Consider the following 16,796-nt stretch of genomic DNA (forward strand, 5'->3'; position numbering starts at 1 on the left):
TGGCAAATGATAGATAACATAAAATCTATATTAAATCATTCAAAAGGGTATTACGTAATAGGAATTACTTCGATTTCTAGTGCTTTAAAATGTCATCTTATAGAGCTTTCCTATAAGAATGGTAACTTAAAATTAGAGCGTAGTTGTCCTTTGGAGAGTAATGATGCATCTTTTGTATCAAAACTAAATAAAGATTACCCAATAATTTTACATGTAGAAGGCGATAGTATCATTAATAAAGCTGTAGAAAACAAAGCAGGCTACAGAAAAAACTTAATATTTAAAGCCAATCAGGACGATTTTTATTTTTACGAATACCATCAAAAAGAAACCATATATACATCAGTAGCAAGAAAGCAAAACATTAATGAACTAATATCAAAAATAACTGCAAATGATAAATTTGTGGTACACCTTTCTTTTGGGCCTTTTGTAATGGCTAATTTAATACCTATGCTTGAAGATAGCAGTGAATTATCATCTTCAAATTATAGTCTAAACATCGAAAACAAAAGTGTTTTTTCTTTTGAAAACAAGGGTGTAACAGATAAACAATATAATATAAATGGAGATGTTTTTAATGAAAAGGAAATAGCCCTGCTAGCTTCTTTTTTTGATTATAAATTTCCTAACAGCTTTGTTGAGTTTGACACAGGTTTTTTAGACAAAAATAAATCTGAAATAAAGTATAAAACATGGTTTAAAATAGCAGGTATTTTCACATTGGTATTTTTTTTAGTTACACTTTTTACCAGCCATCAATTCATGGATTATTACAATAATAAACTAGCCGAAAAAAAATCACTTAGCCTCATTTCACAAAAAAATATAGAGAAGCTTAACGTTTTGAAAGAGGAAAAAACAGTAAAGGAAAAAATATTACAATCCAGTGGCATAAATAACAACAGTTTTATCACAAAATATATCGCAGATATTGGCAATACAGTTCCAAAAAGCTTAAGTATAGCAGCAATACATGTAATGCCCAATCAAAAAAAAATAAAGCCTTCAGAAAAAATCAATTTTAACATAAATGCCATCAACATATCTGGTGTATCAATGGATGATAAAATGTTTAATACATGGATTAAAAATATTGAAAGCTTGGAATGGATTAAAAAAATAAAGATTGAGGACTATTCTCAAGAAACTACCAGAGAAAATAATTTTTCCATTATAATACAAATTTAAGTGTTTAAAAATTTTACATATAAACAAAAGTTCTTTGCTGTTATAATAGGTTTTATAATACTATTTATGGCGTCTTATAAAAAGACATTTAAACATACCTTATTAGCAAAAAAAGAATTAAACCGTGTAGAGGAAAATTTATCCAATAACGAAAGTTTATTAATCAACTTAAGCTATTTAAAAGATGAAATCAATCATTTAAATAAAATAATTGGAGGGCAAACTAATAACCCACAACTAGTACAACAAAGTCTATTAGATTTTATTTCTCAAAAAGAGGCTGCTATAGATATTGTTTCTATTGAAGACGTTCATCTGTTCTCAGATAATGATTTCTTAATTTATTCCAATCAGATCCAATTAGAGGGAAATTATACAGATTTAATACATACCCTATACGAAATAGAGAAAAATTTTAAGGATTCAAGAGTAGCGAATGCTCATTTTTTTTCGAAAAAAAATTACAGAACCAATTCTAAAAAACTTTTTCTAAAAATAATTTTACAAAACTATGAAAACCTTAAGTAAGTATTTTACACTTTTTTTAGCATTATTGTGTGCTTGCGATGATATTTTGGAAGAAGACATCACAAATGATACAGTACAAATAATAGCCCCTGTATCCAATGCGTCTATTGAAGGTAATACAGTTCTGTTTTTGTGGCAAAGCATAGATGGGGCTGATAGTTATAGAATTCAAATTACTAATGAAGAGCTAACAAGTACGATTGACACATTAGTATCCAATACAGAGTTAAAGTACACTTTAAATACAGGAAACTATCAATGGCGTGTTAGGGCAGAAAATTTCGCATATCAATCTACTTACACATTCCCTGTGAATTTTTCAGTAAAAGAAACTAACGATTTATCTGGACAGTCTGTTGCATTACAAGCTCCCTCAGAAAACCTATATACCAATACAGCGATTACTATTTTTAATTGGGATGCCATAAATACGGCAGAGCATTATAACTTTCAGTTGATAAAAAAAACAACTACGGGAGAGCAAACAATATTTCAAGAAGCAAATATTATGTCTAATGCTATTACCATCGAAGCTTCATTACTAAATGAAGATGCAGCTTATGGATGGAGGGTAAAAGCAGTGAATACAACATCTGAAAGTGCGTTTTCAGAACGATCTTTCTATTTAGATACTACTGTTCCTAACCAACCAAGCCTATCTGAGCCAGCGAATGAAAATACTGTGTCTCCTTCAATCGTTACATTTAATTGGACCAATGGATCTGATACTGGAGCTGTAACATCTGAAATTACAAACACCTTGGACATAGCAACAGATAATAGTTTTAATAATATAATACACTCAGAAAATACAGTGAACAACACCTTACAATATGAGTTTACAACACCAAATACATATTATTGGCGTGTTGTAGCTATGGATGCAGCCTCCAATAAAAGCGATTACAGCACAATAAGATCAATTATTGTTGAATAGTTACATGAATAAAAAACATTTTAATATAACTTTATTGGTATTACTTATCGTAATATGGGGAGGTGTTTTATATAAGCACTTTGGCAAGTCAAATGTAGTGGTAAATCCCCAAGAAAATAATATAAATACTGTTGCTTACACACCAAAAGCTGCCTTCTCTAAGGATACCTTTACATTACAATTAATTAATAACAATCCTTTCAAGACGGCTATAAGTGTTAATAAAAAATATAGCAAAACCATAGTGACACATAAAGCAAAGCCAAAAGTAAAACCAAAAACTAATGCCAAATTAGAATGGCCAAAAATAAAATATCATGGTTTTGTGAAAAGCAACTACCAGAATACTCCATTAATTCTATTAAATGTAGATAATGTGTTGTACAGAAAACGTGTAACGGAAAGTGTTAAAGGTATAACATTAGTTAAAGTGTACAACGATTCCTTAAAAGTATCCTATCAAAACAACATAAAAAACATAAAGAAAATTCATGACTAATATTAATAAACTCCCAGTATTAAATTTCATACTTTTATTGGTAATAAGTAGCATGCTACTTATCAATTACTTTTCCTCTAACCAGGATAATAATTTAGTTTACGTAGATAATATCCAACTTTTTAATGGATTTAATATGGTTAAGGATATTAAGCTTTTTGAAGAAGCTAAAATTAAAAAGCAAACCAAAATATTAGATAGTTTGTATGCAAGTTATAATGCTTTATCAGATAAAGAAAAAAAGCAAACAACCACAAAGCAGTTACAGCAACAAATAGCAATAAAGAGTAAGCAACTACAAGAGTTAAAGGATACATATAGCCATAGTTTAAATGTGAATGTATGGAAAAGACTCAATGAATATATTGAGATGTATGCAAAGGAAAAAGGGTGTTCTGTTATTTTAGGAACAAGCGGTAAAGGTAATATAATGTATGCAAAAGATGCTATTAATATCACTGATAAAGTATTAGAATTTTCAAATAAAAAGTATGAGGGGAAATAGCGGGTTTTTCCTTAATTATGTGATGGCTATACCCTACACATAAACAAATAGGCTTTACTACTTTTAGCTAGTATTTTAACACTAGTTTTTGTGATTTTAACAAGTAATAAAACCTGCCTTTTAATATTAATTTTCACATTTTGCTTATGTATATCATGTGGTAACTCCAATGATAAGAAAACACGATTAAGCTACAAATCTTTTAGTTTAAACCAGCGTGAGTGGAAGTCACAATCCATCACTCAATTTATAGGAGATATAAATTATACAGCTACAGAAGTCCCTATACAATACTATCTCTTAAAAAACAATCCAGGCAATCATCAAAAAATAGATTCTCTATACAAATTAAGTAACAGAGAACGTGTTGTTGAAATAGAATTTCAACATGCGGATAATACAGATCTTTTAAAACAAGAATACACCAACAGAAGTTACGAAGACGCTGTAAAATATATGGCGTTTACAATAGAAAAAGATTTTACTGCAGTAACCTCTTCAAACGATACTATACAATGTTCTGGAGTTAATTTTGAACGTAACTTTAAAATAGCACCTTTTAAAAGAGTGCTACTCTACTTTAATAATATTGATCCCAATGACCACATAAAATTACTGTATCAAGACCATTTATTCCAAAATGGCATTATAAAATTTGATTTTAACGATAAACCTTTAAAACTATGATGAATCATATTAAACAAATATTAGTATTGATATTGTTTTTAACAATATCAAAAACGTCTTTATCACAAGCTACTAACTTAGGTGATTTTAGTGGGACAAATGGAAATGATAACACGTTCATTGGCAAATATTCAGGTAATATAGCCACTGGTAACGGAAATACTTTTTTAGGGTATGGCAGCGGAAGAAAAACTACCTATGGGAATTATAATGTGTTTTTAGGGCTCAATTCAGGCAAGAACAATATTGGTGGCAACGGTAATGTTTTTTTAGGGATTAATAGTGGTTTTAATAACTCTGATGGTTCACATAACCTTTTTAATGGAACCTTCAGTGGGCAAAGCAACACAACTGGATATAGAAATGTGTTTTTAGGAAGTGAATCTGGGGGTACTAATACCACAGGTAAGGGTAATGTGTTTATAGGTTATGGAAGTGGGTATGGTAATAATAGTTCAGGATATAACACTTTTGTAGGTACTAATAGTGGACGCACCAATAAAGGTGGTGGAAATGTCTTTCTTGGAAACGCTAGTGGTTTCTACAATAATTGGGGGGCTGAAAATGTATTTGTAGGAACTAAAAGTGGTTATAAAAATAATAGTGGGTTTCATAATGTGTTTTTAGGTCAGCACAGTGGTACCAAGAATGAATCGGGATACAGAAATGTGTTTTTAGGTCCTTTTGCTGGAGGTACAAATATTTCAGGCCACAGTAACATTTTTATAGGAAACTATGCTGGTTATAATGAATTGGGTAATAATAAATTATATATAGATAATTCGTCAACAAATACCCCTCTTATTTATGGCGATTTTAATCAAAATTTTGTAAACATTAATGGGAATTTAGGAATAGGAACCCAAACTCCTGCAGGAAAGCTTCATGTAGAGGGTTTAGTTGTAACACCTACTTTTAAGTTTTCCAACTCTTTTGGAGATCTACAAATGAGAAGAGTTGCAAGTAACGACCCTCAATATAGAAGAGCATTGGTGCCAAGTTATGTTGAAGCAACTGATAAATCATTATTAATTATCAACTATGGGGGAGATTTTAATGAAGGCGTAAAAGTTCATGGATCAAAATTACATGTAGAAGGTAATCTAGCTATAGGAACTTCAGTTGTGCCTAGTGGATATAAATTAGCCATTGCAGGAAAAATGATAAGCGAAGAAGTAAAAGTTCAACTACAAACCGGTTGGCCAGATTATGTGTTCAATGCTAATTACAACTTGCTAAGTTTAGAAGAATTAGAGGCTTATATATATACCAACAAGCATCTACCAAATATACCTTCTGCTCAGGAGGTAAAAGATAACAATGGTATTGAGCTTGGAGAGATGAATGCTAAACTCCTCGAAAAAATAGAAGAGCTCACACTATATATTTTACAACAACAAAAACAAATAGAATTGCAAAAGAATACGATTGATGCAATTTTAGAAAAGCTTAAAGCAGAGTAAAAAATGGAATTAAAAAAGATATTTTTTTACGTTTTAATAGTATTCATTTCAGGTGATGCATTAGGGCTACAAACAAACTCAGAAGATTTATATAATATAAATAATGCAACGAGTATAAACAATGAGTCTAATACTCTTACAGGATGGGTAGCAACAGGAGTTTCTACCATTGGATTGGTTACTGAAACTGATGGCTCTAGTAATTATTCTGTCGTAATAACAAGAGGTAATGGTGCTACGGGTTTTAATGCCGCACAAACTACCATTTCAAACCTTACAAACGGCACACAGTATAACGTAGTGATAAGAGCTAGGAAAGATATCAATAATACAAGTAATGGATATTTCTATGCATGGTCTGGTATTTCAGAAACTATAGATACAGCTGTTACTTCAACCACATATCAAGATTATATTTTTCCAATAACTTCAGATGGGAACGATTTAGTTATTACAGCTTATGGTTGTATTTGTTCTTCAGTTGATGATAAACTATATATAAGTAGTATATCAATACAAGAAGTTGGAGCACTTGATACTCAGGCTCCAACCGTCCCTACAAATATAGTTGCCTCTAACATTACAGAAACAACAGTAGATTTAAGTTGGTCTGGAGCAACGGATGATACAGGTGTAACAGGCTATAATATTTATCAAGATGGAACTTTAGCTGTTACACTTGGTAATATAACTAACTACCAAGTGACAGGACTAACAGCGGCAACATTATACAATTATACAATAACAGCCTTAGACGATGCTGGAAATGAGAGTACGGAAAGTAGTGCTATTTCTGTTACGACCAACAACGAGACAACATCAGCGGTTAATCTCATTGATAGCTCTGGATGGACCGAAGGAACAGGGCATACATCTGGTTTCAGTACAATATATGCAGATGAGGTTAATATAAGAGAGATTGGCACAACACCGTATGGAACACAAGGAGTAATATGGAAAAACGTTTATGACGAAACTATTAATAAACCAGGAGGTTGGATTACAGACTACATTGGCATAGACCATACAAAAACATATAGGTTTACTACTTGGGTAAAACAAAAAAACACATTGGACGGGTGGCATTATATGGCTTTTTTCTGTAAAGACGATCTAGATAATAATACTGGTTTACGTTTGAATGGTAGTGTTAATGGGAATCCTTATGTTTTTGATACAAGCCTCCCTAATACAGACCAGTGGTATCTCGTAGTTGGATATATTCATAATAGCAGTTATGGTACACAAACGAGTATAGGCGGTGTATATGATACAAATGGTGTCAAGCAATTAAACACCACAGATTATAAGTTCTCCTCTACTGCTACAAGGTTTAGGCTGCGTAACTATTTGTCACACACAACGGATGCAAATATCGAATTTGAGACCTACGGCCCTACCATGTATGAAGTTAACGGACAAGAGCCGACTATTCAAGAGCTCGTAAGTAATGCCCAGTCAAATGGTAACTCAGGAAATAACCAAGCTGCATCTGGCTATTGGAGTCTTGAAAATCAAGATGTATACTACAATACGGGCAATGTGGGTATAGGGACTGATACTCCACAATACAGTTTAGATGTAAATGGAACTGGTCGATATTCTGATAATCTTGTAATAGGTAACCCAGACGGTGCTAGAACTGAAATCAACATTAATACAAACCATAAGATTTATGCGCCAACAAATAATAAAACTGTAGATATAGATGGAAATTGGCATGGAGGAGGCTATGTAGGTGTGTATAGAGCTGATAATGGAAAATATGCCGTTACGATGACAAGTAGATCGGATCAAGGACATCTTAATAATAGCGTTGTAATTCAAGAATTCAGAAATGATAATGCAGAAAGTAATGCCATAAAGCTTAGTTCAGCCATTTTTGAAGGAGAAACAACAGCAACAAATTTTATCCATATGCCAAAAGAAAAATCCACTATAGTAATTGGTGATTATGGAGACTATAAAAAGAACCTAGGCTATGGTTTGATAAACAAACACAAAACAAGTTTTGAAAATGATGTACATATTATTAATAATGGAAAATTAGCCATAGGTGCTGAATTCTCTGCAATACCATCTGATTATCAATTAGCAGTTGCTGGTAAAATAATAAGCGAAGAAGTTAAAGTAAAATTACAAAGCGTTTGGCCAGATTATGTTTTTGATAAAACATATAAACTGCCTACTCTAAAAGAATTACAGGACTATATAAAACAACAAGGGCATCTACCAAATATACCATCCGCAAAAGAAGTTGAAGAAAATGGGGTACTCATCGGGGAAATGAATGCTAAACTCCTTGAGAAAATAGAGGAGCTAACCCTTTATATAATTCAGCAAGAAAATAAGTTAAAGCAACAAGAAGCAAACAACCAAAGCTTGGAAAAACGTTTACAACAGTTAGAGGCATTGGTTAAAAGTATAAAAGAATAAAACTATTTAAACCTTTTAAATTATTATGATCCATAATATTCGAAAAAGCAGATATTCAAAAATAATAGCTAGCTATTTAGCTATTCAATTGATATTTACAACCATTCAGCCTTCAAATTTGTTTGCGCTTACTGGTGGTCCATCCCAACCAGAGTTTAATTCCTTTACACCAATAGGAACATCGGATATGGTTGATTTATCTTCAGGAGATTTTAATTACAATATTCCCATTATGGATGTGGGAGGCTATCCTCTAAACTTAGCTTATAACTCTGGTATTACTATGGATCAAGAAGCTTCTTGGGTTGGTTTAGGTTGGAATTTAAATGTAGGTCAAATAGCTAGAAACGTCCGTGGCATACCAGATGATTTTAAAGGGGATGAAATTAGGTATGAAAATGACATGCGAGAAAATGTTACCGTAGGGGTCAATTTCAATATTCAACCGGGTTTTTTTGGAAAAGATGCACCTCTAGATATAGGCCTAGGTTTAGGTGTTCAGTATAATAATTATGAAGGTATTTCTTGGAAGCCCTCTTATGGACTAACATATTCAATTAGTGAGAATGTACAATTAGGTGTTAATGTTTCTTCATCTACAGCTGAAGGGCCTACTGTTAGTCCTAATATTTCTATATCCAAAAAGGGAGAGCAATTAGAAGACATGACTGTTTCTACAGCCAGTGGGAACTTAGGTGTTAGTTTTAATTCAAGAAAAGGTTTAGAAAATATGAGTATCTCCGCATCAGGAAGGGTCAATGAAATGCTTAACGCTAGTTCAAATGCTACAACTGGCGAGTTAGAATATGATGTAGGTGAAACTCTACGTAGCGGAAATACAGGAGGGTATATTTCTTTTAATGATCAAAGTTACACACCCACAAAAAGAGCTGGATTAGAAAATAAAAATTTCTCCTTTAGTGGTGGTGCTGGTGTTACTGTATTCGGAGTAGATGTTCAAGCTAGAATTACAGGTTATGGTTCTTATCAAGATATAAGAAACTCAGAAAAAGACAAATATGTCCCAACTTTTGGTTACGAACATACAGAAGCTAATGAAGGATTAAATGGAATTTTAGATTTTAACAGAGAAAAAGAAAAAGCTTATACACATAATACCACTGTATTGCCTATTACAAATTATACTTATGATATTTATGCAATTCAGGGACAAGGAGCTGGGGGCCAATTTAGACCTTTTAGAAGCCAAACAAGTTATGTTTACGATCAAAAAATTACTGATTATGGAATGGGAGGCAGCTTTGGTATAGAAGCAGATGTTGGTAATTTAGTACATACTGGTTTTGATATTAAAGTATCACCTTCAACTAGTTATACTAGCAAGTGGGAAGATAAGAACTTTGCCTTACCAAGATTTATTGAAACGGAAAATGACAAGAATGACATTGTTTACGAACCAGTTTATTTTCAAACTATTGCAGAATTAGGTTTAGATACAGAACCTGAGATATACAATTCTAAACTATATAAAAACAAGCCTATAAAAATAGGTCTTGGCGGCTCTAGATATAACCGCAAAGCATTAGCAGAATTTAGTGTAAAAACTATCAACGATGGTAGTAATGGGACTATAGCAGGTACTGCTAACTACGAAAAACACGATATAAATTCAACAATAAAGCGAACAATTCGTAAAAGCAGAAACCAATCGATACATAAAGTCACTAATGCTGAGGCTGAGTATGATAATTTAATTGTAAACAGAGCAAATGAATTTGATAACCCCCACCACACTGCTGGAATAAAAGTGCTTAAACCTGATGGTAGTACTTATGTATTTGGTAATACAGCCTACAATACTAAAAAAGTTGAAGCTACTTTTGATATGTCTGGAGTTGGTAATGAAAGTATTGATTGCGCTACAGGTATTATAAGTAATGTTGGAGCTAATACACCTCAAAATGATGGAGGCGATCCTAGAAGAATAAATGATAATTTAAATAGTGATGCGTTTTTAAATAGAATAACAACGCCTGAGTATGTGCATACCTATTTATTAAGCAGTGTATTATCTAGTGATTATGAAGATATTGATGGTAATGGGCCATCGCTTAATGATTTGGGAGCATACACTACTTTTTCCTATAAGACAGCTGATGACAATTATAAATGGAGAATACCTTATGATGTAAATGAGGCCTCATATAATGAAGGCCTAAAGTCTAAAAATAATGACCAAAAAGGAAATTATTTGTATGGAGAAAAAGAGTTAGTATACATTGATAAAATTGAAACTAAGACACACGTAGCTGTTTTTAGATTAAAAAACAGAGAAGATGGTAGAGGAGCAAGAGGAGAAACCGCTAATGTATCTGAGCCAGGGTATCAACGTGCGATAGACAAAATATATTTATTATCAAGACCAGAGTTTGAGCCTTATAGAGATCAAATAAACAACATAAATGATGATAATGCCCCTGTCTATGAAGACTTAGAAAAAATAGCTATTAAGGTGGCTCATTTTGATTATAGTTACATCCTTTGCCCTGGAGTGCCTAATAACCTTAACGGAGGAGGAAAGCTTACTCTAGAGAAAGTTTATTTTACTTATAGAGGCTCTAATATGGGCATGTACACACCTTACAAATTTAACTATGAAAAAGATTTTGATGGAGACGCTATTATTGATAATAATGAACCCTATAACTTAAAGGGGTATGACGTATGGGGAAATTATAAAACCAATAGCCCTTCTGCAGGCTGTGAAGCTAATGCTCCTATTACTGCTGCAGAGTTCCCCTATACAGATCAAACTAAAGCACTTGCAGATAAAAATGCTAAGCAATGGACATTAACATCAATTGACTTACCATCAGGAGGTAAATTAGAAATTGAGACAGAAGCTGACGATTACCAATACGTTCAAAACAAAAAAGTAATGCAAATGTTTAATGTTACTGGTGCTGGAGATACAAATAATCCGTCTGACGCACAATTAAACAATACAGTATTATATAATGGAGCAAATCATGCTGAATATATATATGTAAAATTAAGTGATGAGTCAATAGAAAACATAACAGATCAAGATTTACTAGATAATTATATAGGAGATCAGATAGGCGAAGCTATTCAATTTAGAATGTTACTAAATATGACCAATAAAGGATGGCAGTATGATTATGTAACTGGATATTTTGAGTTTGATAATAGCTTGGATTTTAAGGTTATAAAACCAGATAGTGGAGGCACCTTTGCTGCTTTGCCAGTAAAAAAAATAAAAAAAGAAGGTGGTTTTATAAACAGTAACGCACTTGTTAACCCAATATCTAAAGCTGGGTGGTATTTTGGAAGAACTTATCTAAATAGAGAAGTTTATAGTTTAGGAGGGGCATCAACAAATACTAAATTTATTGATATAGTTGGTGATTTAGTTTCAAGTCTTGGATCTGTTTTTGAAATATTTCCTGGTCCAAATGGTAGACTACAAGATAAAGGTTGTGCTCGATTATTTAACCCAGAAAAATCATGGGTACGCTTGTTAAACCCAACTAAGCGAAAGTTAGGAGGAGGTCTAAGAGTTACAAAAATACAAATGTATGATAATTGGGGAGCAATGACAGATAATCCAACAGATGTACTTTATAACCAGTTTTATGGGCAAGAATATAATTATAATAACGAAGATGGAAACACAAGTGGTGTAGCAACTTTTGAACCTACATCTAGTAAGGAAAATCCATTTATAGAGCCTGTATTTGACGAACAAAATAACAATCTTAGAGATAAGATAACCGCACCTAAAGAATCTAATTATACAGAAAAACCAATTGGGGAATCCTTTTTTCCATTACCAACTGTAACTTATGGGCGCGTAGAAGTAAAAAACCTTAAAAGGGTAAAAACAGTAGACGATACAGATATTATTTTAAAAAAACATGCTACAGGTAAAGTAGTAAATGAGTTTTATACCTCTTTTGATTTTCCAACAATTACAGACTACACAGATATAAATCCTAAATACCCAGACAATGCTTCTAAGTTGTCTAGTATTTTTAATATTTATGTTAGAAATCATTATACATTATCTCAAGGGTTTGTTGTTGAAACTAACGACATGAATGGGAAACTAAAAAGACAACGCGTATATGCTGAAGATCAAAACTCTGCAATTTCTGGAGTAGATTATAACTATAGTGTGAATGAAGATGGTACGCTTAACAATGTATTACCTACCATTAACAATAAGGGTATTGTTGACAATACACATTTATTAGGAGTACACTATGATGTAGTTAACGATTTTAGAGAAAATTACAGCAAATCAGAAACCTTTGGTGTAAATACTAATTTCACTGCATTTCTGGTGGGTATTTTCCCTGGTTTTGTGGTACTCCCAGTACCACAGTATGCTTTTCATGAAGATATTTTACGTACTGCTGTTACTACAAAAGTAATACACAAAACAGGTATTTTAAAAGAAAAAATAGCTTACGATTTAGGTGCTAGTGTATCTACAGAGAATATTGCTTGGGATGCAAAAACAGGAAATGTACTACTTACCAAAACTATTAATGAGTATGATAATTCATACTACAATTTTACATATCCGGCCTATTGGTATTATAAAGGTATGGATTTAGCATCAACAAATTTGGGGCTTGAAGGGTTTTTGTTATCTACTGAAAAAACCGACGGTAGCTTTAATATTAGATCATTAACATCTGCCACAAACCTTACCAGTAATTTACCCTTATATCCGGGTGATATGTTATACACCTTATACGAGGAAGCGTTAGAAGAAAATGAAAAGAAGCATGAATTATTATGGGTAGCAGAAGTTACAGACGATGAAGTAAAATTTATGGATAAAGACGGTAATCTAATTAATCATGAATGCTCACCTTTTACTAAAAACGGACAGGTATACTTTAAAGTTGTACGATCTGGTTACAAAAACCAACAAATGGCATCTATGTCATCTGTAACTAGTCAAATAAATCCTATAGATATTGATAATGATGCACACCTACCTAGTGGAGAGTATAATAATTTATCAGATACTTCTTTTAATACTAACGAAACTATAAACTCTAACATTATTAATAGTAGTGCTGTTAGGTACAATGAGTATTGGAAACCTCAAGATCAGTTTGGTTTACCACGACTATCAACAGCTGTTGATGGCCAATTTAATGAGGCTATTAATAATGTTGTTAATAACAGTCCAAACGTAGAAGCTACTGCCTATGGTTTTAACCCTTATATATACAATGTAAGAGGAGAATGGCGTGCTATAGAATCTTATGCGTATTTAACCAATAGAAATTCTAATATCGTAAATGCTGGTAATGATCCTAATTTAAAAGATGATGGCTATTTTACTGCTTTTGAACCATTTTATAAACTTAATGGCACCAATTGGGAAGTTAATAATACTAATTGGACAACTGCGAGTACTGTAACACAATATAGCCCCTATGGTGCAGAGCTTGAAAATAAAGATGCACTAAATAGATACTCTTCTGCCATATACGGTTACGGCTATACTTTGCCAACAGCAGTAGCATCAAATAACAAATATAGTGAGATTGCTTTTGATGGTTTTGAAGATGGTAACAATAATGCCCCTTTAAACGAAACCTCTGCACTTGTAGATGACGTAAATTTTGTAACAGGAGAAATAACATATTTTAATAGAGATCACTTTAGCTTTAATACACTAACTGAAGATACTACTGGAAATGGAGAGGTAAGTGCTGAAGAATCGCATACTGGCACCCAGAGCTATAAAGTAACAGGAGATCAGGTAAAGGTAACTAGAGACCTTACTGAATTAGAGCATGAATTTAATCCACCTTTATGTCTAGAAGAAGGCGAATTGCCTCAAATAAAATATTTAGATACAGATCTTAGTCTAATAGTAGATCCTAATCAGGTGGATGATCATGATTCATCTTATGCGGATATCCTTGATAGTAATGGTCAGGTCATTGGGAATAGTAGTTACATGGGAGGGAATGCAATAAGACAGTTTGAAATACAAATTAGTGCTGATGCAATAGAAGATTTAGCTACCATGGATAGAACTTTTCTATTCGTAAATATTAAGAACGAACTTGATTTCCCAATTTGTGGTCAAGATAATCCTCAAGATCCTCAAAATCCACAAAATGGCTTTACAAATGCTCTATCGACAGTGGTTGAGTTAGAAGATCTAAACAATCCAAATAATGACTCAAGTGTTATAAATGTATTAGAGTGTGATATATTTAGTTCCGAAACTAATGATTTTATTAGAGAAAATAATACAAGCCAGCTAATAGAACTTACATTCCCAGATACACCTATTGACAATGAAGACCTTTTAATGAAAATAAACTTGAAATTAACTATCGACTACTTGTTGGAAGTGGAAACTTACGATGCCCCTGTTGGATTAGAATTTGATTCAATCGTAGAGTTTCGCTTTTTAGATGAATATGGTAGAGTACAATCTAACTTACCTTTTAATGATACCCGTTTTACAGTAGATCTAGATGGAGTTACCCCATAATTGTAATAATTATAAGTTAATCAACACATAAGATGAGCATGAAAATTTTACATAAAATATTAGTAGGAAGCCTTTGTTTGTTATTCAACTATTCTTTGTACTCTCAACAGTGCCAAAGTTTAATACCTAACTATCAAAACGACGAGACAAGCACTACAAATAGTTCTAATTTTGAATTAAGCATAGGATCACATGGTTACAATGAAACTAGTCAACAAGATTTGTCAATAAGTTTAGCTGGATCAGGATGGTTACAACTTAATACATCTAGCAATTATGCCAACATCATTAGTACTCCATGGAATGGAAACATTAAGATTATCAGTAATTCAGGGATATATAAAGGGCAAGATCGAGGTTACTTGATATCTCCTCATATCGTAGAAGACACTTACAAAAGCCCTCTTAATTTAGCTGGATCTGGCACTATGTTAGGAGCAAAAACAGGAGGTGGTATTCATAAAGAATTAAATTTTATAGAAGAAGGTTATTATTACCTTTTTTTCTCTCAATTAAATGCTACTAAGGTTAATGAATTAGGAGCAGTAAGTTCTTCAAGGTGGGCAGTAACAATAAATGGAGTAACAAAAAGAAGTATATATATGCCAAATTCAACCGATTTTATTGATAATACAGGAAATTGGAAAAGAGCATTCTTAAAATTTTATATACCTAGTGCTGGACCTTACGATATAAAATTTAAAGTAGAGAATATGAATTCACCTACTTCTGATGAACTTTATGTTGACAACTATTTGTTATTAGATAATATTGAGCTATATAGAGAAGGAGAATGTAACGCACCAGCTAGAGTAACGCAGAGAGAAAGCAGTTCTTTTAAACCTGCTCCAGGAAATTATGTGTTAAGTGCATGGGTAAAAGAAGAGCACACTATACAACAAACCTCATATTCTAGCAATGTAGATATCTCTTTTAATAATGCTACAGATACTTTTCAGTTTTATCCTTCTGGTCACATTATTGATGGGTGGCAACGTATAGAAGGAATTTTTTCAATTCCAAATGGTAGTACAGATATACATATCGTGTTAAATAATAACGTAAACCCTAATCCAGTTTATTTTGATGACATACGTATTCATAGAGCAGATGGTTCAATGAAGAGTTTTGTATACGACCCAATGACGCAACGCCTTATGGCAGAGTTAGACGAAAACAATTATGCAACACTTTATGAATATGACCAAGAAGGTGGTCTTGTACGTGTTAAAAAAGAAACAGAGAGAGGTATATATACTATACAAGAAACACGATCTGGAAACTCTAAATTGAATACGCCATGATACAAAAACTAACATTTATATTATTTGCTATGTGTTGTTTAGCTACTCATACTAGCTTTTCACAACAAGAAGATTTAGATGTGCAAAGCTTGATTCAAAAAGTAAAACACTCCTACGAGGATGAGCATATGTATAGCTTAAATGTAACATATAAGTTGTATGAGAACTCTACGAGCACTACTCCAAAAGAATTTTTTACGGGTAAAATTATAAGAGATAATAATCAATATTACTCCAAAATAAACAATACAGAGTTTATTCAGTTTACCAATGCATATGTGAAGATTAATCATGATGAAAAAGCAATGCTATATATTAATGAGCCAGCTAAGGAGGTTGAGAGTATTACAGATTTTACAAAATATTTAGCACATTTTAATGAAGCAAATATTGCATTAGAGAATGGAATGTATAAATGCGAAATTACTGCTAAACAAGTTACCTTTCTTCCATTTACTAAATTAGTACTATATGTAGATAAGAATAGTTTTAGATTAAAAAAACAAGTTGTATATCTCGCGCAGCATTCCATATCAAAAGATAAAAATGGAAAAGATGTTGTCTCTAATCCTAGACTAGAGATTATGTTTACTAACTTCTCGAATAAAGGCATCAACAATTCTCAAGATGTTTTCATACTAAATAATTATGTAAACATATCTCAGAATATAATAAATCCATCAAAAAAATTAGAAGCATACCAACTTATCAATGCTTCAAAAAACTAGA

Annotated in this window: 11 protein-coding genes; all 11 read left to right on the plus strand. The window is 32.4% G+C overall.

The window, feature by feature from the left end:
- Positions 1-6 precede the first annotated feature (6 nt).
- Positions 7-1,191, plus strand: coding sequence for a hypothetical protein (locus JS605_RS13145; protein WP_203258183.1), 1,185 nt, complete (start codon positions 7-9; stop codon positions 1,189-1,191).
- A 66-nt stretch (positions 1,192-1,257) separates the two neighbouring features.
- Complete coding sequence (locus JS605_RS13150; protein ID WP_203258184.1) at positions 1,258-1,719, plus strand: hypothetical protein; 462 nt, start codon at positions 1,258-1,260, stop codon at positions 1,717-1,719.
- The gene (locus JS605_RS13155) at positions 1,703-2,656 is read left to right on the plus strand and encodes a hypothetical protein (RefSeq protein ID WP_203258185.1); all 954 of its coding nucleotides are present in this window, start codon (positions 1,703-1,705) and stop codon (positions 2,654-2,656) included. Before JS605_RS13150 ends, JS605_RS13155 begins: the two co-directional genes overlap by 17 nt.
- A gap of 4 nt (positions 2,657-2,660) precedes the next feature.
- Positions 2,661-3,155 carry a hypothetical protein gene (locus JS605_RS13160; protein WP_203258186.1) on the plus strand — a complete coding sequence of 165 codons (495 nt, stop codon included), beginning with the start codon at positions 2,661-2,663 and terminating at the stop codon, positions 3,153-3,155.
- A complete protein-coding gene (locus tag JS605_RS13165) occupies positions 3,148-3,660 on the plus strand; it encodes an OmpH family outer membrane protein (RefSeq protein WP_203258187.1) in 513 nt (170 codons plus the stop codon). Before JS605_RS13160 ends, JS605_RS13165 begins: the two co-directional genes overlap by 8 nt.
- Positions 3,661-3,750: 90 nt before the next feature.
- On the plus strand, positions 3,751-4,347 hold the full coding sequence (locus tag JS605_RS13170; RefSeq protein WP_203258188.1) for a hypothetical protein: 597 nt from the start codon (positions 3,751-3,753) through the stop codon (positions 4,345-4,347).
- Positions 4,344-5,810 carry an autotransporter outer membrane beta-barrel domain-containing protein gene (locus tag JS605_RS13175; protein ID WP_203258189.1) on the plus strand — a complete coding sequence of 489 codons (1,467 nt, stop codon included), beginning with the start codon at positions 4,344-4,346 and terminating at the stop codon, positions 5,808-5,810. The genes JS605_RS13170 and JS605_RS13175 overlap by 4 nt, the downstream gene beginning before the upstream one ends.
- A gap of 3 nt (positions 5,811-5,813) precedes the next feature.
- Complete coding sequence (locus JS605_RS13180) at positions 5,814-8,246, plus strand: fibronectin type III domain-containing protein (protein WP_203258190.1); 2,433 nt, start codon at positions 5,814-5,816, stop codon at positions 8,244-8,246.
- A 25-nt stretch (positions 8,247-8,271) separates the two neighbouring features.
- Positions 8,272-14,763, plus strand: a complete 6,492-nt coding sequence (locus tag JS605_RS13185) for a hypothetical protein (protein ID WP_203258191.1) — start codon at positions 8,272-8,274, stop codon at positions 14,761-14,763.
- A 38-nt stretch (positions 14,764-14,801) separates the two neighbouring features.
- Entirely contained in the window at positions 14,802-16,067 is a 1,266-nt protein-coding gene (locus JS605_RS13190; RefSeq protein WP_203258192.1) for a hypothetical protein, read from the plus strand.
- Positions 16,064-16,795: a hypothetical protein gene (locus JS605_RS13195; RefSeq protein WP_203258193.1), complete on the plus strand. Its 732-nt coding sequence runs from the start codon at positions 16,064-16,066 to the stop codon at positions 16,793-16,795. The genes JS605_RS13190 and JS605_RS13195 overlap by 4 nt, the downstream gene beginning before the upstream one ends.
- Position 16,796 lies beyond the last annotated feature (1 nt).

The organism is Hyunsoonleella ulvae (assembly GCF_016827605.1).
Lineage (GTDB): Bacteria > Bacteroidota > Bacteroidia > Flavobacteriales > Flavobacteriaceae > Jejuia > Jejuia ulvae.